A 19,929-nucleotide genomic window follows, 5' to 3' on the forward strand; every position below is an offset into this window, starting at 1 on the left:
GTATCCCGATGGACACGGCATCTCCCTGGGCGCCGCTGCGCCGCCGCATGTTCCTGATTCTGTGGCTTGCCAATATCGGGTCGAGCATCGGCACCTGGATGCAGACCGTGGGAGCCCAGTGGTATCTGGTCGAAAACAGTTCCAACCCCGCCCTCGTGTCCCTGGTCCAGACGGCCAACCTGGCACCGTCCCTGCTGCTTGGTTTCATTGCGGGGGTCCTGGCGGATGCGTTCAACCGGCGGCGCCTCATTCTGGGCTCCAATCTTTTCGCCGCCGGTGCCGCGGCTGTCCTGACCGTGATTGCTGCGCTGGATCTGCTGGATCCGGACTCGCTGCTGCTGTACACCTTTCTGATCGGCTGCGGGGTGGCCCTGAGCCAGCCTGCCTGGCAGGCGATCACTCCCGAGCTCGTGCCCCGGGAGGAAATCAGGTCCGCATCCGCCCTCAGCAGCATGGCGGTCAACGGAGCGCGTGCGGTGGGGCCGGCACTGGCCGGGGTGCTCGTGTCCTTTTTCGGTCCGGCCTTCGTGTTTGGCCTCAACGCCGTGTCTTTTCTGGGAACAGCGGTTGCGGTCTACATCTGGCGGGCGCCGCCGGAGCCGGAGGATCCCGAACGGATGCGGGAAGCGCTGGCCGCGGGCATGCGCTACATCAGGGCGGCCCCGCGCATCCGGCGCGTGCTGCTCCGGACCGCCCTCTTCATGGTTCCGGCCAGTGCGCTGTACGCACTGCTCCCCGTGGCCGTCAACGGGCACCTCCGGCTCGGTTCCGCAGGCTACGGGCTGCTGCTGGGTGCGCTGGGCATCGGCGCCGTTGCGGGAGTCATCCTGCTGCCGAAGGTCAAAGACCGTATCAATGACAACCTGATGCTGGGACTGGCAGCCGCCGTTTTTGGCGCCGCGGCTTTTGCCGCCGGCTTCCTGCCGGCGCCTGTGCTGGGAGTTCTGCTGGTCTTCGCCGGCATCGCCTGGATCGCAACCCTGTCCATCCTTAACAGCGCCATGCAGCTCACGCTGCCGGAGTGGGTGCGGGCCCGCGGGCTTTCCGTCTACCTCATGGTGACCACCGGGGCGCAGGCGGTTGGCGCCGTCGTGTGGGGTTCCCTGGCCACCGCCTACGGCTACGCACCGGTGCTGGCTGCGGCGGGAGCCGTCCTGGGGGCAGCGGGGCTGAGCGTCACCGTGCTGCCGCTGCTGCCGCGCACCGGCCGGCTGGACCGCAGCATCGCGGAAGCTGACCTGGGGATCGAGGCGACACAGGAGCCGGCCCCCGACGCCGGGCCGGTCACCATTCTCATCGCCTATGAACTGGCTCCCGGGAAGGCTGCGGAGTTTGTTCAGCTCATGCATGAGGTGCGTCTCTCCCGGATGCGCACCGGCGCGCGGGACTGGGAGCTGGTCCACTCGGTGACGGATGCGCGCCAGTTCCGCGAGATTTACGACGTCGCGACCTGGCGCGAATACCTGCGCCAGGAGCAGGAGCGCATCACCGGAGAGGATCGGAAGCTCATTGACAAGGCGGCGGGCCTGGCCGAGGAGGAACCGCGCATCCGCTGGTTCCTCCCGGCGTCGGCCTGATCCGCTAGGCCAGCTGCTCGCGCACCAGCGGTGCAACCTCGGTGCCGTACAGGCGGATGCAGTTCATCAACAGCTCGTGCGGCAGGGTGCCCAGGCTGTATTTAAGGTCAAAACGGCTTAGCTCCAGCTCCCGGGCCACTCGAACGATCTTGGCGGCAACGGTCTGCGGGGAGCCGATGAACAGGGCTCCGTCCGGGCCGGCGGACGCGAGGTAATCACTGTGGGTGGTGGGGCTCCATCCGCGCTCGCGCCCGATCCGGTTCTGCATCCGCTCGAAATGCGGCCAAGCCTCCTCGAGCGCCTGCTCGTCAGTGGCAGCGACATAACCGGGGGAGTGCGCGCCCACAGGAAGCAGGGGTCGGCCGAACTGGTCCAGCGCCCGCTTGTACAGGTCTACAAACGGCGCGAACCTTGCCGGTTCGCCGCCGATAATGGCCAGCATCAGCGGCAGCCCGTAGTGGGCCGCCCGGACCACGGACTGGGGTGTGCCCCCGACGGCGATCCACACCGGCAGCTCACCGCCGGCGGTGGGGGGATAGACCCGCTGGTTCTGCAGCGGGGCCCGCGTGTTGCCGCTCCACGTCACCGGGGTTTCGCGGCGCAGTTCAGCAAAGAGCTCCAGCTTTTCCTCGAAGAGCTCGTCGTACTGCGCCAGTTCGAGCCCGAACAGCGGAAAGGACTCCGTAAAGGAGCCGCGGCCCAGGATCACTTCGGCGCGGCCGTTGGAAACGGCGTCGAGGGTTGAGAACCGCTGGAAGACCCGGATCGGATCGTCGGAGCTCAGGACGGTGACCGCCGAGCCCAGCCGGATCCGGCTGGTCTGCCCGGCAATCGCGGCGAGGACCACCTCCGGCGCCGACACGGCAAAATCCTCCCGGTGATGCTCTCCGATGCCAATGAAATCGATGCCGACCGAGTCGGCCAGCACCGCCTCTGCCACCACGTTGCGCAGCACCTGGTGCTGCGGCAGCCGTTCGCCTCCGGCGTCCGAGGTGACATCACCGAAGGTGTCCAATCCGAGTTCCAGCCGCTGTCCCATGGTGCTCCCCATCCCCGCAAAGTTCATGTGTTTGCATTTAGTGTAGCCGGGGCGGACAGGCTCCTGTGTTCCTCCGCCTCGTTTGTCCCTCGCCCCGGGCCCGCAGGGCGGGCAGGGAGATGGGCGGAACTGCCTGTTCCGGGGAGCGTCCGGCCAGGCAGGGCTGCGGCCTGCGGCGCCGAGGGCTGACGCTGGTTTGGCCTGCAGTTGCGTGCACGGGAGCACGGGGGAACTCACAGGGGACCCTCTGGGGAAATTTCATTGAGTGATCCCCCCAGCGGATAGACTTGAGGACGGTCCGGAGCCCGTGGTGCGGGTTCCGCAGGGGACCAGCCGCAGATGGTGCAAGCGATCAAGCGATCAAGCGATTAGTTGAGGTATTTTGCGAGACTTTAGTGCACGCCTGGCCACCGCCGAGGAAAAAGAGAAATGGGACAGCCACGTGCAGTCCAACCCGGGCGGCGGGAACGTGCTGCAGTCCGCGTCCTACGCGGAGGTTAAATCTCACCACGGATGGAATCCCATCTACTTGGTGTTTACCGGCCGCGGCTATACGACATACAACCTGGCAATCGAAAAAAAGGTGCCCGGATTGGGCAGCCTCTGGTACCTCATCAAGGGCCCCGATGTTGCTGAGCCCTCGCATGTGCCGGAGGTCCTCGACGCGCTGCGCCGGTTCATCAAGGAATCCAAGCGAAACGTGTTTGCCGTGAAAGTGGAGCCGGACATCGTCGACAGCCCCCAGGTGCGGGCCCAGTTCGAAGGTGCCGGCCTGGTCAAGACCTTCAACCTGCAGCCCAACGACTCCACTGCGCTGCTGGACACCACCCCGGACATCGAGCAGGTCCTGAAGAACATCTCCTCGCGCGGGCGCAACGCTGTCCGCCGGGCAATCCGGGAAGGCGCCGACGTCCGCCGGGTGGAGCCCACCGAAGAGAACATGCGCACCATGTACAAACTGATGAGCCACATCGAGGACCGCTCCTCGGCCCGGATGCGCTCCTACGAGTATTACCACCGCTTCTGGTCCAACTTCGTGGAAGCAGGCCAGGGCCGGTTCTACTTCGCCTTCGAAGACGGCGAGCCCACCGTAGGTGCCTTTGTCATCGCCTACGGAAAGAAGGGCACCTACAAGGACGGGGGGTCCAAGCCCCGCCGCAGCCAGTACGGTGACTCGCACCTGGTCCAGTGGACGGCCATCTCCGAGCTGAAGGAAGACTTCGGAATCGAGGAGTATGACTTCTGCGGGACGCCTCCCAGCGACCAGTTGAAAAACAAGGAACACCCCCACCACGGCCTGGGTCTTTTCAAGACCAGCTTCTCGAAGACCGTCACGGACTTCGTGGGCTGCTACGACCTGGTGCTGGACCCGGTGCGGTACAAGATCTGGAACACGATCGGCGAACGCGTCGCGCGGCAGATCTACTGGCGCCGTCACCAGCAGCCGTTTTACTAACAGCAAAAGCCTGAACGGGATTCAGGCAACAGAGGCGAAAGGGTGAGTCCTTTGGAAAACACGTCCGATGCAGACCGCCAAAAGCCTGCACAGAACCCCGATCCGATGGTGGGGCTGATACCGGTTATCCAGTCTCCCGGCAACGGTGGAACTTCCGGAAACCAGCCTTCAGGGCAGGGGCCAAAGGCCGCGGGGGGAAGCAAAAAAGCACCCGCCGGCGCGAAGATTCGGCGCCCTGCCGCTCCCGGCAAAGCGCCGAAGGGCTCCGGGTCCGCCGGCACCGCTGGCCTGCCCACTGGCCCCGGCGGTTTTGGGCTCAGGAGCACCCGTCCCAAACCGCCGCCGCCCACCACCTCCGTCATGCAGACTCCCGTCAAGGGCACTTCGGGCGGAACGGGTACAGGACGCATCCGGTTGCCCTCCGGAGGGTTCGGCGGCGGCAAGTCTGCCCAGCCGTCAGAGACGGCGCAGCCGCCGCGGAAGCCGCGCGCCCGCAAGACCGTGCCGGGGCAGCACGGCACGAGTTCCAGCGCAGCCCGGCAGCAGGACCGCTCATCGGCAGCGGCCCGCCGGATGCTGCGCAAGCTGGTGCAGGGAGAGACTCCTCCCACCCAGGCCATGTCCATCGTGGAGCGGCTGGCAGGTTCCCCGTACGCCAACCCCCTGGTGCGAACCGCGGGCCCGGATGCATCGGCGCGGAAGACCCTGGACCTGGCCCTCAGCCTGGCCGAAACCATGTTCCGCTACGGTGCCGGTGCCCTTGAAGTGGAGACGGCGATCATCGCAGTGACCGCTGCCTTTGGCCTGGAGAGCATCGAGGTGGACATCACCAACCAGTCGGTGCTGCTGAACTACTCGCCCAAGGACCAGACGCCCATCACGGTCATGCGCGTGGTGCGCTCGTGGACCAACAACTATGCCGGGTTGGGGCTGGTCCACCAGCTGGTGACGGACATTATCGACGGCGGAATCTCGCGCGCCGAAGCTTCCAACCGGCTGAATGAGATCACCCATCAGCCGAAGCCGTTCCCGAGGTGGGCCGTGACGGCCTCAACCGGCGTGTTTGCCGCGGCTATTGTGGGCTTCATCGGCGGCGGACCGCTGGCTTCGCTGGTGGCTTTCCTCAGTACCGTCCTGGTCAGTCTCCTGCAGCGGCTGCTGGGACGCTGGCGGGTGCCGGACTTCTTCAGCACCGCTGCCAGCGGCTTTGTCGTCACCGCCATCGCCATGCTGTTCTGGTCCTTCGACGTGCCGATCTCTCCGGGCATTGTGGTGGCCGGCGGGATCCTGCTGCTCCTGCCGACGGGCCGGCTGGTCTCTGCCGTGCAGGATGCGATCAACGGGTTCCCGGTTACTGCTTCGGGACGTTTCCTGTCAGCGTTCCTGACCTTCGGAGCGCTGGTGGCAGGCATCGCCGTCGCGCTTGTTGTGGGGGCGCTGGCGGGCATGCCGAGGCTGGACGTGACCAACGTTGCCGCCTCGCAGTACCCCTTCGCGGTGACCATGCTGCTGCTGGCCGTGGCGCTGGGCACGATCTGCGTGGTGGAACAGTCTCCGATGAATCTGGTGCTGCCCACCGTCCTGACCGGAGCGGCGGGCTTCCTGGTGTTCCAGCTGTCGGAAATGGTGGGCGTTGGCCCCCGGCTCACGCCGGCCGTCGCTGCCATTTTCATCGGCATGGTGGCACGGATGATCGCGCTTCGAATGGGGGCGCCGCAGCTGATCGTTGCTGTTCCGGCAGTGCTCTTCCTGTTCCCCGGGCTGAGCATCTTCCGCGCCATGTACGGCCTGAGTATCGGTACCGACGACTTCACCGCCGGCGCCGTCGGAATCTTCAATGCGCTGACGGTGATCCTGGCGATTGCCGGCGGCGTGGTGTTCGGCGACAACCTCGCCCGGCCCCTGACGCGAAACCTGTCCGGCAATGACCGCCGGAACCGGCGCCGGTAGGCAGCCGGCGGAAAGGCCCCGGACGGCAAGAATCTAGAGGATTTTGCCGACCGGGGTCTTTTTTTCTGCCTGGAATGCGTCTTCTGTGCGCCCCGCAGCCCAGTATCCGGACAGCGACACCTGCCGGCGTTCCAGTCCGCGCATCGTGAAGAAGACATCCCGCAGGGCCTTCATTGCCTCCCGCTCGCCGTGCGCGAAGACCTGAACGTCGTTGCTTGGCCAAGGCGCGGCCGAGACGGCTGCCGCCAGCATGCCGGTGTTTCCCGCCGGCGTGTCCCCCCGGTACAGCCAGGTCACGGAGATGCCTTCCGGCGCCGTGAGCGGCTGGCGGTCCTCGGGGCCGCCCACCTCCAGGAACACCTGCCCGACGGCGGAGGCCGGCAGGGCCTCCAGCACCGCAGCCGTGGCGGGCAGGGCGGATTCATCGGCAGCGAACAGATACCAGCCGGCGTCGGGGTCGGGATTGAACGCACCCCCTGGCCCCGAGAACGTCAGTGCTTCACCGGCTCTAGCCTGTGCGGCCCACGGGCCGGCCAGGCCTTCGTCCCCGTGCACCACAAAATCAATGGCCAGCTCGCGGGCGGCAGGGTTCACGCTGCGGACCGTGTAGGTGCGCGACACCGGCCATTCCTCCCGGGGAAAGGAACTCCGAAGGGACTCGAGGTCGGACGTCCCGTCCAGCGGTTTGCCGTCCGGGCCAAACCAGATTTTGCAGTAGGCGTCGGCGCAGCCGTTGGCGGTGAAACTGCCGAAGTTCGGACCGCCGGCATAAATGCGGACCATGTGAGGCGTCAGCTGTTCCCGCCGCAGGACCTCGAGGGTTAGCAGCGGGCGGGCCCGGCGGGGCACGTCCTGCGCGGGCTTCTCGGCGGGCACGGAAGGGTCAGGCATGCGGGTTGGTCTCCTCGGTAAAGGGTTTCTCCTACCGTATCGCGTCCAGCCGCCAGTCCACCGGCTGTGCTCCCTGCTCCTGCAGCAGTTCATTGGTGCGGCTGAAAGGGCGGGAGCCGAAGAACCCGCGCGACGCGGAAAGCGGGCTTGGATGGGCCGATTCAATCCGGGGTGTGCCTTCCAGCAGCGGAACGATGGACCGTGCATCGTTGCCCCAGAGGACAGCCACCAAAGGGACGGGGCTGCCGTCGGAAGAGCGGCGGCCGGCCACGGCGCGGACAGCCAGTTCGGTGATCTGCTCCCAGCCGCGCCTCCGGTGCGACCCGGCGCTGCCGGCGCGGACCGTCATGACCCGGTTCAGCAGCAGGACACCCTGGTCGGACCAGGCACTGAGATCGCCGTGCGGGCACGGGGGGATGCCCAGGTCTGCGTCGAGTTCCTTGTAGATGTTGTTCAGGCTCCGCGGCAGCGGGCGCACGCCGCGGTCCACCGAGAAGGACAAACCGACGGCGTGGCCGGGAGTCGGGTAGGGATCCTGGCCAATCAGCAGGACCTTGACGTCAGCAAGCGGGCGGGAAAATGCCCGGAGAATATGGCCCGGAGCGGGCAGCACGGGAAAGCCGGAGCGGCGCTCCTCCTCAAGGAATCCTGCGATTCGGTGTAGTTCCGGGGCGGCCGGGGCCAGGGCCCTGGCCCAATCCGGTGCCATGAAGTCTGTCAGCGGCGCTGGAGCCGCGAAAGGGAACGGTTCTCCCTCCGTGCCGGAGCCGGAGCCGGACCCGGGTCCCTCGGCGGCGGATGGCAGTGAAAAGAGTGTCGGATCATTAGAGCTCACGTTTCCACCCTAGGTCCGGAAGTATTTGCGCGTCATTCCTCGCTGCCCGACTGATGCACGCCGCTGCGGCCTCCGAGTTCCTCCGGCAGGTTCTGCACGGGAATCACCACCGTGTCGGCCAGCTTCCAATCGATGCCGGCGCAGCCCTCGCGTGCCTCTGCCAGCCGGGACAGTGACAGGGGCGTGCCCTTGACGGGCACCACGAAGGCTTCGACATGGAAGACCTGGCCCTGGTCGCGCATCCGCACCCCGGCTGCCTCCACCCACGGCAGCCCGTGCAGATAGCCCGTCACTTCTTCCGCCAGCGGGTGCGGCTCCGCTTCATCGAAGGTGGTAGCCGCCGTGTCCACGAGGTCGGTGACCGCCCCGCGCATGTTGCGCAGCCCGTCGCGAAGGATGCTCAGGGCGATGAAGAGGGCGGCGGCTGCATCAGCCCACCAGAAACCGAGCCCGATTCCCGCGACCCCGACGATGGAACCCACCGCGGTCATCCAATCGGCTTTGTTCATGTCGGCGTCCGCATACAGGACCTTGTTGTGGAGCTGCCGTGCGAGGCGGATCTTGATTCGACCGACGATCACCGGAGGGATGGTGGTCACCGCCATTACTGCCATCATCAGCCAGCCCAGCCAAATCTGGCTTCCGAAGATTTCTACTGTGCCGATCGGCGGATGCTCGCCTTTCATCAACCCCGTCGCCGACTCATAGATGAGAAAGGACCCCATGACAGTCAGCGCCACGGCCGCCACCAGATGGGCGACGCCGATGGAACGGTGATAGCCGTACGGGTAGCGGGTGCCCGGCGGCCGGGCCACGAGGCGGACGGCGAGCAGGAAGGCCAGCGGCGGGATGAAGGAGAGCATGTCCTCGATCCAGGCTGCCCGCATGGCCTGGGAGTTGCCCATGACCAGGAAGACGGCAGTCACGGTGACCGCAAGGAAACCGATGGTTATCCACTCCAGCCGCACGGCGCGGCGAAGTGCGTCAGATTGCTCTTGGGGCAGTTCGGTCCGTCCCTGCTGCCTGGTCATTTGCCGGCCTCCCTGTCGGCCAGGAATTGTTCAAGGCGTGAAAGGAACGCGTTTTCGCCCAGCGGCGCCGCCAGTACATGTTTCTCTGAGTCTCCCCAGCGGTTGGTGCTCTCGGCATAGGGTCTTGTCACCGCCGCTTTGTCGGTCCACGGGGTTGACTCGGTCAGCCCGCCGATCACCAGGTCCAGGTCGCCTTGCTTGAGGGCCTCCATGAGGTACTCTTCGCCGCCCTCGACCCATTCAACACCGGCATCCAGGGACTCGGCGAAATCCCGGGCCAGGTCGGCTTCCGTGCCCGCCGGTTCAGCCCCGCCAACGTCCGTGGCCGGCGGGGAGTGGGATACGCCCACCCGAAGGGTGCCGCCCGTGACACGGTCCAGTGTCCCCTCCGGATCTGCTGGAAAGTTTGAACACGACGCCCCGGCAAAGGTGAAGGCAACCAGCAGCAGTGCTGCCACCGTCCGGGTTCCGAGCTTCGCAAACATAGCATCAGACCATAGCCCACAACGGCGTTCCCCCGGTGCTGTTTCCCACATCCGGCGGTGCGGGCAGCCGGGCCTGCGGCTGGGGGAGCGGCCGGGGGACCCCCGGCGTTCAGCGGAGAAAGCCCGCCGAATGACAAGCCTGTTATTTCCCAACTAGCATAGAGAGGGAAACCGACAACCGATCTGGGAGCATCCTGTGGCCGAAACAACCGAAGCCTTCTCGTTGGACGGCACGGTTGACCCCGACAGTCCGCTCGGGGAACAGGAACAGCAGATGCTCGCACTGGAGCGGGCCTGGTGGAAATACGCCGGGGCGAAGGAACAGGCCATTAGGGAGCTGTTCGGCATGTCCGCCACCCGCTACTACCAGGTGCTGAACGCTCTGATCGACACCGAGGATGCCCTGGCTCACGACCCGATGCTGGTCAAGAGACTGCGTAGACTACGTACAACCCGTCAGCGCGCGCGCACCGCCCGTCGTTCAGGCTCTGACGTCTAACCGGCGCCACCTGATACCAAGGACTGATACCTCACCATGAGCAAATACCCCCGGGATGAGTTTGACAAGGTTCCCGAGACGTCATCACGCCAGGGCGTTCACCGCGAACGGCTGATTCCGTCGCGGTCCGGCAGCCTTGGCCTGATCATTACCGTCGGAGTGCTGGCCCTGATCCTGGGCCTCGCGGCCTTCTTTGTCCTGCCGCGGCTGGGCATCGGGCAGGACGGCGCTGCCCCGGCACCGGTGTCCGACTCGTCCCAGCCGGCGGTTACCCCGGAACCCGAGCCCACCGAAGCCGAGCCTGCCCCGACCGAGTCAGCGGAGCCGGCGCCGTCGGAGACGCCCGAGCCGTCGCCAACGCCCGAGCCGAGCGATTCCCCGACGCCCGAGCCGTCGCCCACCCCCGAAGCCGCGGTGGACCGCAGCCAGCCCGTGGTGGTGCTTAATGCCAGCGGGATCGGAGGGCTCGGCGCGAATCTTTCCGCGCGGATTGCGGGCGACGGCTGGGCCACCGCGCAGGTCGCAAACTGGGGCGGAACGCCTCTCCAGACGTCGATCATCTTCTACAACGGTGCCGAGCAGCTGCCGAATGCCCAGGAGCTCTCACGAACTCTGGGGATCCCCACGCTCGCCGAATCTGCCGAATTCAATCTGGTGACCGTAGTTCCCGGCCCGGGATTCCAGTAGCCGGGAATACTGCCCGAACGTAAAAACTCCATAACGATCCTGCCGCAGTAATTGTGAGCTGCATCACGCTGGCTAAAGTGAGTGCCAGCCGTGCGACGCCGGTCCGAAGCAAGCATGTATCCGCTGTACCCGGACCGCCTGTGCGCCGGTCCGCTCCGCCACGACCACGTTGGCGGAACGCACGAGCAAACAAGGTTGGAGAAATGCACATGGCGCAGGGGATCGTCAAATGGTTCAACGGGGAAAAAGGCTACGGATTCATCACGCTGGATGAGGCCCAAACGGACGTTTTCGTGCACTGGTCCGCCATCCAGGCCTCGGGGTACCGCACCCTCGAAGAAGGCCAGCGGGTGGAATTTGAAATTGGTGAAGGCCAGAAAGGCCCCCAGGCGGAGGATGTGCGAGCCGTTTAGCGGCGCTTTTGGCACCTGCGCGAACCCCAACGGCGGCAACCGCTCCCGGGATGCCGCCGTTTGGTGTGTCAGGGGATCTCCAGGGATGGGCGGCACCCGGGGAATGTTGCCTGTGACCCGGACGTCGGAGAGTCGTGATCGCTTGCACTCAGTGTGTGAGAGTGCTAATTATTGAGTTAGCACTCTTGCCGTATGACTGCTAAATGCGGTCGGCGTTGAGTGAAACAGCAAGCCACTGAGGTGAGGGCCTGCGGGTGCGTAAAGAGATCGCACCCTCACGGCCCGTCCGTCGCGGGCACCGCAGTCTGGAATGCAACATCTAAGCACCCAGCATGACTGTTCCGGAAGGACGAAAGCCGTTATGGCCAAGATCATTGCATTTGACGAAGAGGCACGCCGTGGCCTTGAGCGCGGATTGAACATCCTCGCCGACGCCGTGAAGGTCACCCTGGGCCCGCGTGGCCGCAACGTGGTCCTTGAGAAGAAGTGGGGCGCCCCCACAATCACCAACGACGGCGTTTCCATCGCCAAGGAGATCGAGCTCGACGATCCCTACGAAAAGATCGGCGCCGAGCTGGTCAAGGAAGTTGCCAAGAAGACTGACGATGTTGCCGGCGACGGCACCACCACGGCAACCGTCCTGGCCCAGGCACTGGTGAAGGAAGGCCTGCGCAACGTTGCTGCCGGCGCCGACCCGCTGAGCCTGAAGCGCGGCATCGAGAAGGCAGTCGAGGCCGTCACGGCCGAGCTGCTGGCCTCTGCCAAGGAGATCGAAACCAAGGAGCAGATCGCCGCTACGGCTTCCATCTCCGCCGGTGACCAGCAGATCGGCGACCTGATCGCCGAGGCCCTGGACAAGGTCGGCAAGGAAGGCGTCATCACGGTCGAAGAGTCCAACACCTTTGGCCTCGAGCTAGAGCTCACCGAAGGCATGCGCTTCGACAAGGGCTACATCTCCGGTTACTTCGTGACCGACGCCGAGCGCCAGGAAACGGTCCTTGAGGATCCGTACATCCTGATCGTGAACTCCAAGATCTCCAACGTGAAGGACCTCGTTGCCGTTCTGGAGAAGGTCATGCAGTCCGGCAAGCCGCTGCTGATCATCGCCGAAGACGTTGAGGGCGAAGCCCTGGCAACGCTGGTTGTTAACAAGATCCGCGGCACGTTCAAGTCCGTTGCCGTCAAGGCCCCGGGCTTCGGCGACCGCCGCAAGGCCCAGCTCGCAGACATCGCCATCCTCACCGGTGGCCAGGTTATTGCCGAGGAAGTCGGCCTGAAGCTGGAAAACGCCACGCTGGACCTGCTGGGCAAGGCACGCAAGGTTGTTGTCACCAAGGACGAGACCACGATCGTGGAAGGCGCCGGCGATCCCGAGGAAATTGCGGGCCGCGTCAACCAGATCCGTGCCGAGATCGAGAACTCCGACTCGGACTACGACCGCGAGAAGCTGCAGGAGCGCCTGGCCAAGCTGGCCGGCGGCGTTGCAGTCATCAAGGCCGGTGCAGCCACCGAGGTTGAGCTGAAGGAACGCAAGCACCGCATTGAGGACGCTGTCCGCAACGCCAAGGCTGCGGTTGAAGAAGGCATTGTCGCCGGCGGCGGCGTTGCCCTCATTCAGGCCGGCCTGAAGGCCTTCGCAAACCTCAACCTCGAGGGTGACGAAGCCACGGGTGCAAACATCGTGCGCGTTGCCATCGACGCTCCGCTGAAGCAGATCGCCTTCAACGCCGGCATGGAGCCGGGCGTCGTCGTCGACAAGGTCCGCGGCCTGCCCGAGGGCTTCGGCCTGAACGCTGCAACCGGCGAGTACGAAGACCTGCTGGCTGCCGGCGTCAACGACCCGGTAAAGGTGACCCGCTCTGCTCTGCAGAACGCAGCCTCCATTGCCGGCCTGTTCCTGACCACCGAAGCAGTAGTTGCCGACAAGCCTGAAAAGGCAGCACCGGCAATGGGCGGCGGCGACGAAATGGGCGGTATGGGCGGTATGGGCGGCTTCTAGCAGCCCCGTGGTTCCGGCCTTGCGGCCGGGACCACACCACCGGCGAGCCGGCTGTCCCGCGGACCGAGAGGTTCAACGGACACACTGTTTCAATGGACACACTGTTTCAATGGACACACTGCTTTGCAGGAAAAGCGCGGCACCCCAGGCGGGTGCCGCGCTTTTGTGTTGTCCGTGGCCAGCGTTTCCGCGGGCCGGCTCGCGCGGGGGGCACCGCACGGACCAGTTCCGGCTCAGTGGCGGAACAGTGCCACGTTGGCTGCCTCAGTCTCTGCGTACTGCACGGACGCGTAGCCCAGCGCCTGGTTGATGGTGGCCAGTGATTCCTCCACCTTGGCCTGCGTGCTGCGCCACTCAGCGATCAGCGTCTGGAAGTTGGCCGATGCCTGGCCCTGCCAGGATTCGCTGAGGGACTGCAGCCCGGTCTGCATGCGGTTGATGTCGGACTGCAGGCGGTCGATCGTGCCGCGGACCTCGGCGCTTTTGGCATCCAGGGCCTCGCTGTCCACTGAGACAATTGCCATGGTGGTATCTCCCTTCGGAAGGTGAATGAGCCTTTGACGCTAGGCCAGCCACCAGTGCTTCCGAGCCCGCGGACGCCCGCAGTGGATAACCGCGCCGGACACCGCTCTTTCGCGCTGCTGTGGAGGACAGGAAGGGGAAGGGGGGAAGGGGGAAGGGCGGTAGGGGGAAGGGGAAGAGCCTGCGCGGGAGCTTCAGGCCCCGTGATCCCTGTCCAGGTCTTCCGGGGCGCGGTACGGCAGCCGGATGGACATGGTGGCGCCGCCGCCTTCAGTTTCCGACAGGCGGACCGTGCCGTCATGCTGGGCCACCAGCGCCGCGACGATGGCCAAACCCAGGCCGGTACCGCCGGTTTCCCGGTACCTCGACGAGTCCGCCCGGTAGAACCTTTCGAAGACCCGGGCGGCGTCCTCCTCGGAAATACCCGGACCATGGTCGCGGATTTCCAGCACCGCGTCCGAGCGGTTGTGAATCACCGGGGCCACGCCCACGGCAATCTCGATGGGGGATCCGTCGGGGGTGTAGCGCAGGGCATTCGTCATCAAATTGGCCACGACCTGCCTCAGACGCGCCTCGTCGCCGACAGTCGGCGCCGGCCGCGGCTGCTGGCCGTCGAGGCCGACTACGCGGATCTCGCGTCCGGGAGAACTGGCCCGGGCGTCCATGGCTGCATCATTGCCCAGGAGCAGCAGGTCCACCGGCGCGTATTCCAGCGGGCGCTGTTCATCCACGCGGGCCAGGGTGAGCAGGTCTTCCACCAGCTGGCCCATCCGTTTTGCTTCGCTCTCAATCCGGCCCATGGCCGCGGCTATCTCTTCGGGCTGCTGCAGCGCTCCGTGGCGGTACAGCTCCGAGAACCCGCGGATCGTGACCAGCGGGGTGCGCAGCTCATGCGAGGCGTCCTGAACGAAGCGGCGCATTTTCTGCTCCGACTTGGTGCGTGCCGCGAAGGCGGTCTCAATATGGGCCAGCATCGCGTTGAGCGAACGGGACAGCCGGCCAATCTCAGTGGCGGGATTGCCGACATCCACACGCCGGGACAGATCCCCGGCGGCAATCGCGGCAGCGGTCTTCTCCACCTGGCTGAGCGGCCGGAACTGGCGCGTCACTGCCCAGTAGGCAATGCCGGTGGCGCCCAGGGTTCCCAGCAGCCCCACCGAGAAGACCAGTGAGGCGGCTTCGTCGACAGTGGTGGCCACGGAGTCCAGGGGCAGGGCTACGGCCACCGATCCCGAGCTCTCCAGGGCAAACACCTTCACCCGCCAGCCTTTACTGCCGGGCATGGTGCCCGGAACCGTTTTGCCCTGCTGGTCGAGCTCGCGCACCTCCTCTGCCGTGTAGTGGGGGACTACGGGAGTATCGTCACGGGGGTCGGAATGCGTCTCGGGACCGTGGGTTCCGTCGTCAGCCAGGTACAGGCCGTAAAACTGGAACAGCGAGGTGTCGGTTGCCGGGCCGTCGGCAATCAGATAGCGCGAAACGGCGGGCGCGTTGTCCCGGATCTCCACGTCCAGACGGTCCACCAGAATCTGCCGCAGCACATAGATCGTGGCCAGCCCCGTGATGGTCACCGTAATGACCATGAGGACAGCCATGATGGCTACGAGCTGTGAGCGGAGGGAGGCTGATTTCCAGCGGCGGAGCAAGGCTTAGCGCTTCTCCGACGTGCGCAGCAGGTAGCCCACGCCGCGCTTGGTCTGGATCAGCGCCGGAGCGTCCGGGCTGCGGTCGATCTTGCGGCGCAGGTAGGAGATATAAGACTCAACAATCGAGGCGTCACCGTTGAAGTCGTACTCCCAGACGTGGTCCAGGATCTGCGCCTTGGAGAGCACCCGGTTGGGGTTCAGCATCAGGTAGCGCAGCAGCTTGAACTCGGTGGGTGACAGGTCGATGGTGACACCGCCGCGGCGTACTTCGTGGGCGTCGTCGTCGAGCTCCAGGTCATCCACGCGGATGACTGCGTCGTCGTCCTCCAGGGGCTGGGTGCGGCGTAGCACGGCGCGGATGCGGGCCACCACTTCGTCCAGGCTGAAGGGCTTGGTGACGTAGTCGTCGCCGCCGACGGTCAGGCCGGTGACCTTGTCCTCGGTGTCGTCGCGGGCGGTCAGGAAGACCACGGGGAAGTGCTGGCCGGCGGCGCGCAGGCGGCGGGTGAGCGTAAAGCCGTCCATGTCCGGAAGCATCACGTCCAACACCGCAAGGTCCGGGTTGTGGGAGTCGACGGCGGCGAGGGCCTCGCGGCCGTTGGCCGCCGCGACGACATCGAACCCGGCGAAGCGCAGGGAGGTGGAAAGGAGTTCGCGAATATTGGGCTCATCATCCACTACAAGGAGACGAGCTTCAGGTCCGGATGATTTATTCACTTCCCCAGTTTCTTACATTTAGCTGTGCGTTGTCTGTAGGTGAGCAGGATGAATCCCAAAAGAAGCCGAGGTGCCGGAACTGCCCGCGGGTTCTCCCGCTATACGGGCTTTTCGATGTCCGACGCGTCAAGGATGGAGTAGGCGTAGCCCTGCTCCGCCAGGAAACGCTGCCGCTTGGCCGCGAACTCCTGGTCGAGGGTGTCCCGTGCCACCACCGTGTAGAAGTGGGCGGCCTTGCCGTCTGCCTTGGGGCGCAGGAGCCGGCCCAGGCGCTGGGCCTCCTCCTGCCGGGACCCGAAGGACCCGGAGACCTGGACCGCAACCGAAGCCTCGGGCAGGTCGATGGAGAAGTTGGCGACCTTGGAGACCACCAGGGTAGTCAGCCTGCCCTCCCGGAATTCGTTGAACAGCCGCTGGCGTTCCTTCACGGGGGTGTCGCCCTTGATGACCGGGGCGTCCAGGCGTTCAGCCAGTTCATCGAGCTGGTCCAGATACTGGCCGATCACCAGGGTCTGTTCACCGGCATGGCGGCGCACCAGCTGTTCAACGACGCCGGTCTTGGTTTCCGACGTCGAGCACAGCCGGTACTTGTCCCCGTCCTCCGCCATGGCGTAGGCCACCCGCTCATCGCGCGGCAGGTCCACCCGGACCTCGATGCACTCGGCCGGGGCAATGTAGCCCTGTGCCTCAATGTCCTTCCACGGCGCGTCATAGCGCTTGGGCCCGATGAGCGAAAAGACCTCGCCCTCGCGGCCGTCTTCACGCACCAGGGTGGCGGTCAGGCCCAGCCGGCGCCGTGCCTGCAGGTCAGCCGTCATGCGGAAGATCGGGGCGGGCAGCAGATGCACCTCGTCGTAAATGATCAGGCCCCAGTTGTTCTTGTCCAGCAGTTCCATGTGCGGGTACAGGCCGCCGCGCTTCAGCGTCAGCACCTGGTAGGTGGCAATGGTGACCGGCCGGACTTCCTTCACAGCGCCGGAATACTCGCCGATTTCGTCCTCGGTCAGGGAGGTGCGCTTGAGCAGCTCGTCCTTCCACTGCCGGGCCGAGACGGTGTTGGTGACCAGGATCAGGGTGGTTGTGGAGCTGGTGGCCATGGCGGCGGCACCCACCAGGGTCTTGCCCGCGCCGCAGGGCAGGACGACGACGCCGGAGCCGCCGGCCCAGAAGTTCTCCGTCGCCAGCTTCTGGTACGGACGCAGGGCCCAGCCATTCTCTTCGAGCAGGATGGGATGCGGGGTGCCGTCGATGTAACCGGCGAGGTCCTCCGCCGGCCAGCCGAGCTTCAGCAGCAGCTGCTTGAGCTGGCCGCGCATGGAGGACTGCACCACCACGGTCTCGCCGTCGATCCGCGGACCGAGGAGGGGCTGGATTTTTTTGGCGTGCAGGACTTCCTCCAGCACCGGGTAGTCGTTGGTGCGCAGCACCAGGCCGTGCTGCGGGTCCTTTTCCAGGCGCAGCCGGCCGTACCGGGACATCGTTTCCTCGATGTCCACCAGCAGCGAATGCGGCACCGGAAAACGGGAGTAGTTCAGCAGGGTGTTCAGCACCTGCTCGGCGTCCAGTCCCGCGGCCCTGGCATTCCACAGTCCCAGCGGCGTCAGCCGGTAGCTGTGGATGTGCTCCGGGGCGCGTTCCAGCTCGGCGAAAGCCGCTATGGCATGCCTAGCCTCGGTGGCCTGTTCATGGTCCACTTCCAGCAGGATGGTCTTATCACTCTGGACAATCAACGGTCCGTCAGCCATGCGCCGGGGTATCCTCCACTATTTCCACATCCATGATTCGGTGCACCGACACCACTCGCTCTACGTCGCGGCGGGGGTCAAAGACCCTCACCCTTCCGTCGGTGACTGATAAGGGAACGAAAATTTCCTGCCGCTGATTCCCCTGGCCGTCCACGACGCCCATCCGCACCGAGCTCCGCGTCCGGATTGCTTCGCGCAGGATCTCCAGGCCGACCAGCGGCTGGCTCTCGGAGCGGCCGGCGACGGGCGGACCCTCGCCCCGGAGCGCCGCCAGCTGGTTCGCGACGTCGTCGTCGGTCAGCTCCCAGGGGTTCAGCCTGGTTTTTGACGTCGCCGCCACCGTCACGGGATGCGCATGGGAACCGGCGACCGGGCGGGCGCGGCCCTCCAGTGCCGGGGAATATCCGAGTTCGCGCAGGGAGTAGGAAAGTTCCTGGGCGCTGGCGACGGAGCCGACGACGGTGGGAGAAAGGCGCACCAGGCCCAGCGACGCGGTGCGCGGGTCTGCGAGCAGGCCGGTCAAACCCTCTTCGTCGTCGCTGCGCAGATACGACGCGGCAGCGCCCACCCGGAGCCGTCCGTAGCGGGCAGCGGTATCCTCCACGAGGTACTTCAGCGGCTGGGGCACCTCAGTGGCGGAATGCCGGTGCAGGAAGCCGAGGATGCCGGCGGCGTCCTGTCCGCTGTCCAGTGCCCTGCGGATGGAGCCCTCGGAGAACCGGTAGATGGCAGCCGGGCCCTGCCCCTCCGGGTCGGAAACGGATGCCAGCCGGCGTGCCACTCCCGGTTCAAGGTAGCCGGGAGCCACGGCGGTCAGATCCGCCTGCAGCAGGAAGGCATTCAGCGGCTCCGGAAGGGCATCGCGCAGGCGCTGCGCGGCGCCGTCCCAGTCCCCGGCAGCGACGGCGGCACCGAGGTCGGTCAAGGCGCCGGAGCCCAGCAGGCCCAGCTGGGCCGCCTCTTTCAGGATGCCCGGAACCAGGCGGGCGAACCGGCGCTGGAGCCGGGGCTGATGCCAGGTCAGGGCGCTGACCAGCGCCTCCGCGTCCAGGGCTCCGGTGCTACCTTCCTCACCGGCGTCCTCGGCGGCAAACCGGGCGAGCATCTCCAGCGCCCGTTGCCGGACCAGCGGAGCGTCCGGGCGTGAGGCTTCGGCGGCCAGGGCATTGATCGCTCCGCCGCCCGGAAGCGGACTGCCGACCAGCGAGGGGGCGCGGTCCGCATCCAGCCAGGCCCGGACCAGCTGCTTCCACTGGTCGTGCCGGTCCGAGGTCAGCCAGGTTCCCTCCGTGGTGCACCAGCGGGACGTGGTCACGTCCAGTGACAGCAGGCCGGCCAGCGCGGCAAGTTCCAGCAGCCACGCGGTGGCCGGCGCGTCGATGCGCAGCGATTCCGAAACGCGCCGCACTTCCCGAACCCCGACCCCGCCGGATCTGAGAGTGCTGATGGGAGTGGTTTTTGCCACGGTCAGTAGTTCAGTGACCAGGCGGAGGGTTTCGGCCACCGCGCCAAAGGCGGCATTGTCACGGACACTGTCCGGTACGCTGCGGGTCACCGGTGCCGGCGGCTGGAGCTTGAAGTCGGAGACGATGACGTGGCCGCGGGAGGCCTGTCCCACCGGCCGCGGGAGTTCGACGTGCAGGGCGTCCAGGGGGACGAGCAGGCCGCGGGCCATCAGCCACTCCACCGGGGTGGGGGAGGGGTTGTCCAGGACAGCCCGCCCCATGGCGGCCTTCTTGGGAATGGCGCCGACGGGGGAGTACTTGAAACGGCGCAGCAGCTCCAGCGTTTGGGGCGGGGCATCGGCCATCAGCCGGGCCCAGCCCGCCGGGTCCGACACCAAATGGTGCAGGGAGTGCGCCGCAGTTGCGGGCGTATCCGCCCGCTCCATCGGAATGCCGCTCCGGCGCAGTCCTTCCACAATCCCGACCAGGCGCTGCCCGAATTCGGGATGCTGGACGGCAAGGGTGGAATACGGGCGTCCCAGGCCTGCCGGATACGCCCCGAGCGCTTCGCCCAGCACCGCCACCGGAAGGTAGAACCGGCGGGTGGCATCGGCTTTGGGAGCACCGGGATGCGGTGTGGCCCGGCGCAGCAGGGCCAGGGTGTGCAGGTGGTTCAGGATGGAATCCAGCGCCTTGATGGTGGAGCCGGCAATGGCGCTCTTCAACCACGAGGCCGTGGTGCTGAGGTGGGAGTCCTCGTTGGTGGTCAGGTCCACGGCTTCGAGGACCTGCAGTTCCGGAGAGGTGAGTTTTTCCAGCACGCGCTGGACGCTGATCCGGGTTGACGCCCGGGCCGCGAGGGCCTGGAAATCGGGAACCGGGGGAAGAATGAGATCTGGTCTGGCCGCGAGCAATTCACGCAGCTGGTCATCACTGCGTGCAGCTAGATCTTCGGCTAAAGCTCGGATCGCGGACATCGTCTCCACGTTACC

The 19,929-nt window shown here is 66.1% G+C and carries 17 protein-coding genes; 7 read left to right on the forward strand and 10 right to left on the reverse strand.

Annotated features, from left to right (window positions below):
• The first annotated feature begins 8 nt into the window (after nucleotides 1-8).
• The gene (locus M1D40_RS02375; protein WP_461170071.1) at nucleotides 9-1,577 is read left to right on the forward strand and encodes an MFS transporter; all 1,569 of its coding nucleotides are present in this window, start codon (nucleotides 9-11) and stop codon (nucleotides 1,575-1,577) included.
• Nucleotides 1,578-1,581: 4 nt separating this feature from the next.
• Here M1D40_RS02375 and M1D40_RS02380 read toward each other — a convergent pair whose 3' ends face one another.
• On the reverse strand, nucleotides 1,582-2,616 hold the full coding sequence (locus tag M1D40_RS02380; protein WP_341395752.1) for an LLM class flavin-dependent oxidoreductase: 1,035 nt from the start codon (nucleotides 2,614-2,616) through the stop codon (nucleotides 1,582-1,584).
• Nucleotides 2,617-2,998: 382 nt separating this feature from the next.
• Here M1D40_RS02380 and M1D40_RS02385 point away from each other — a divergent pair, with 382 nt between their 5' ends.
• The gene (locus M1D40_RS02385) at nucleotides 2,999-4,072 is read left to right on the forward strand and encodes a lipid II:glycine glycyltransferase FemX (RefSeq protein WP_461170072.1); all 1,074 of its coding nucleotides are present in this window, start codon (nucleotides 2,999-3,001) and stop codon (nucleotides 4,070-4,072) included.
• A gap of 360 nt (nucleotides 4,073-4,432) precedes the next feature.
• Nucleotides 4,433-6,022, forward strand: coding sequence for a threonine/serine exporter family protein (locus tag M1D40_RS02390; protein ID WP_461170073.1), 1,590 nt, complete (start codon nucleotides 4,433-4,435; stop codon nucleotides 6,020-6,022).
• Nucleotides 6,023-6,055: 33 nt separating this feature from the next.
• Here M1D40_RS02390 and M1D40_RS02395 read toward each other — a convergent pair whose 3' ends face one another.
• The 4 genes from M1D40_RS02395 to M1D40_RS02410 are packed head-to-tail and all read right to left on the reverse strand — an operon-like array spanning nucleotide 6,056 to nucleotide 9,264.
• A complete protein-coding gene (locus tag M1D40_RS02395) occupies nucleotides 6,056-6,913 on the reverse strand; it encodes a siderophore-interacting protein (protein WP_461170074.1) in 858 nt (285 codons plus the stop codon).
• A gap of 31 nt (nucleotides 6,914-6,944) precedes the next feature.
• On the reverse strand, nucleotides 6,945-7,748 hold the full coding sequence (locus tag M1D40_RS02400; protein ID WP_461170075.1) for a uracil-DNA glycosylase: 804 nt from the start codon (nucleotides 7,746-7,748) through the stop codon (nucleotides 6,945-6,947).
• A 32-nt stretch (nucleotides 7,749-7,780) separates the two neighbouring features.
• Nucleotides 7,781-8,779, reverse strand: coding sequence for a cation diffusion facilitator family transporter (locus M1D40_RS02405; RefSeq protein WP_461170076.1), 999 nt, complete (start codon nucleotides 8,777-8,779; stop codon nucleotides 7,781-7,783).
• On the reverse strand, nucleotides 8,776-9,264 hold the full coding sequence (locus M1D40_RS02410; RefSeq protein ID WP_461170077.1) for a transporter substrate-binding domain-containing protein: 489 nt from the start codon (nucleotides 9,262-9,264) through the stop codon (nucleotides 8,776-8,778). The genes M1D40_RS02405 and M1D40_RS02410 overlap by 4 nt, the downstream gene beginning before the upstream one ends.
• 196 nt (nucleotides 9,265-9,460) lie before the next feature.
• On the opposite strand from M1D40_RS02410, the gene M1D40_RS02415 reads away from it, so the two are divergent.
• The 4 genes from M1D40_RS02415 to groL all read left to right on the forward strand — a co-directional run bounded on the left by M1D40_RS02415 (nucleotide 9,461) and on the right by groL (nucleotide 12,862).
• Nucleotides 9,461-9,763, forward strand: coding sequence for a DUF3263 domain-containing protein (locus M1D40_RS02415; protein WP_290167235.1), 303 nt, complete (start codon nucleotides 9,461-9,463; stop codon nucleotides 9,761-9,763).
• A 36-nt stretch (nucleotides 9,764-9,799) separates the two neighbouring features.
• Complete coding sequence (locus tag M1D40_RS02420) at nucleotides 9,800-10,450, forward strand: LytR C-terminal domain-containing protein (protein ID WP_461170078.1); 651 nt, start codon at nucleotides 9,800-9,802, stop codon at nucleotides 10,448-10,450.
• A 209-nt stretch (nucleotides 10,451-10,659) separates the two neighbouring features.
• Entirely contained in the window at nucleotides 10,660-10,863 is a 204-nt protein-coding gene (locus M1D40_RS02425; protein ID WP_341395685.1) for a cold-shock protein, read from the forward strand.
• Nucleotides 10,864-11,224: 361 nt separating this feature from the next.
• Nucleotides 11,225-12,862, forward strand: coding sequence for a chaperonin GroEL (gene groL / locus M1D40_RS02430; RefSeq protein ID WP_341395684.1), 1,638 nt, complete (start codon nucleotides 11,225-11,227; stop codon nucleotides 12,860-12,862).
• Nucleotides 12,863-13,095: 233 nt separating this feature from the next.
• Here groL and M1D40_RS02435 read toward each other — a convergent pair whose 3' ends face one another.
• The 5 genes from M1D40_RS02435 to M1D40_RS02455 form a co-directional block, all read right to left on the reverse strand.
• Nucleotides 13,096-13,386 (reverse strand): WXG100 family type VII secretion target, encoded by a 291-nt coding sequence (locus M1D40_RS02435; RefSeq protein ID WP_461170079.1) that lies wholly within the window; start codon nucleotides 13,384-13,386, stop codon nucleotides 13,096-13,098.
• A 192-nt stretch (nucleotides 13,387-13,578) separates the two neighbouring features.
• Complete coding sequence (locus M1D40_RS02440) at nucleotides 13,579-14,979, reverse strand: sensor histidine kinase (protein WP_341395682.1); 1,401 nt, start codon at nucleotides 14,977-14,979, stop codon at nucleotides 13,579-13,581.
• Nucleotides 14,980-15,033: 54 nt separating this feature from the next.
• Nucleotides 15,034-15,747 (reverse strand): response regulator transcription factor, encoded by a 714-nt coding sequence (locus tag M1D40_RS02445; RefSeq protein ID WP_268910001.1) that lies wholly within the window; start codon nucleotides 15,745-15,747, stop codon nucleotides 15,034-15,036.
• 98 nt (nucleotides 15,748-15,845) lie between these two features.
• Nucleotides 15,846-17,492, reverse strand: coding sequence for a DNA repair helicase XPB (locus tag M1D40_RS02450; protein WP_341395681.1), 1,647 nt, complete (start codon nucleotides 17,490-17,492; stop codon nucleotides 15,846-15,848).
• Entirely contained in the window at nucleotides 17,485-19,914 is a 2,430-nt protein-coding gene (locus M1D40_RS02455; RefSeq protein ID WP_461170080.1) for a helicase-associated domain-containing protein, read from the reverse strand. Before M1D40_RS02455 ends, M1D40_RS02450 begins: the two co-directional genes overlap by 8 nt.
• Nucleotides 19,915-19,929 lie beyond the last annotated feature (15 nt).

Source organism: Arthrobacter sp. Z1-15 (assembly GCF_054792395.1).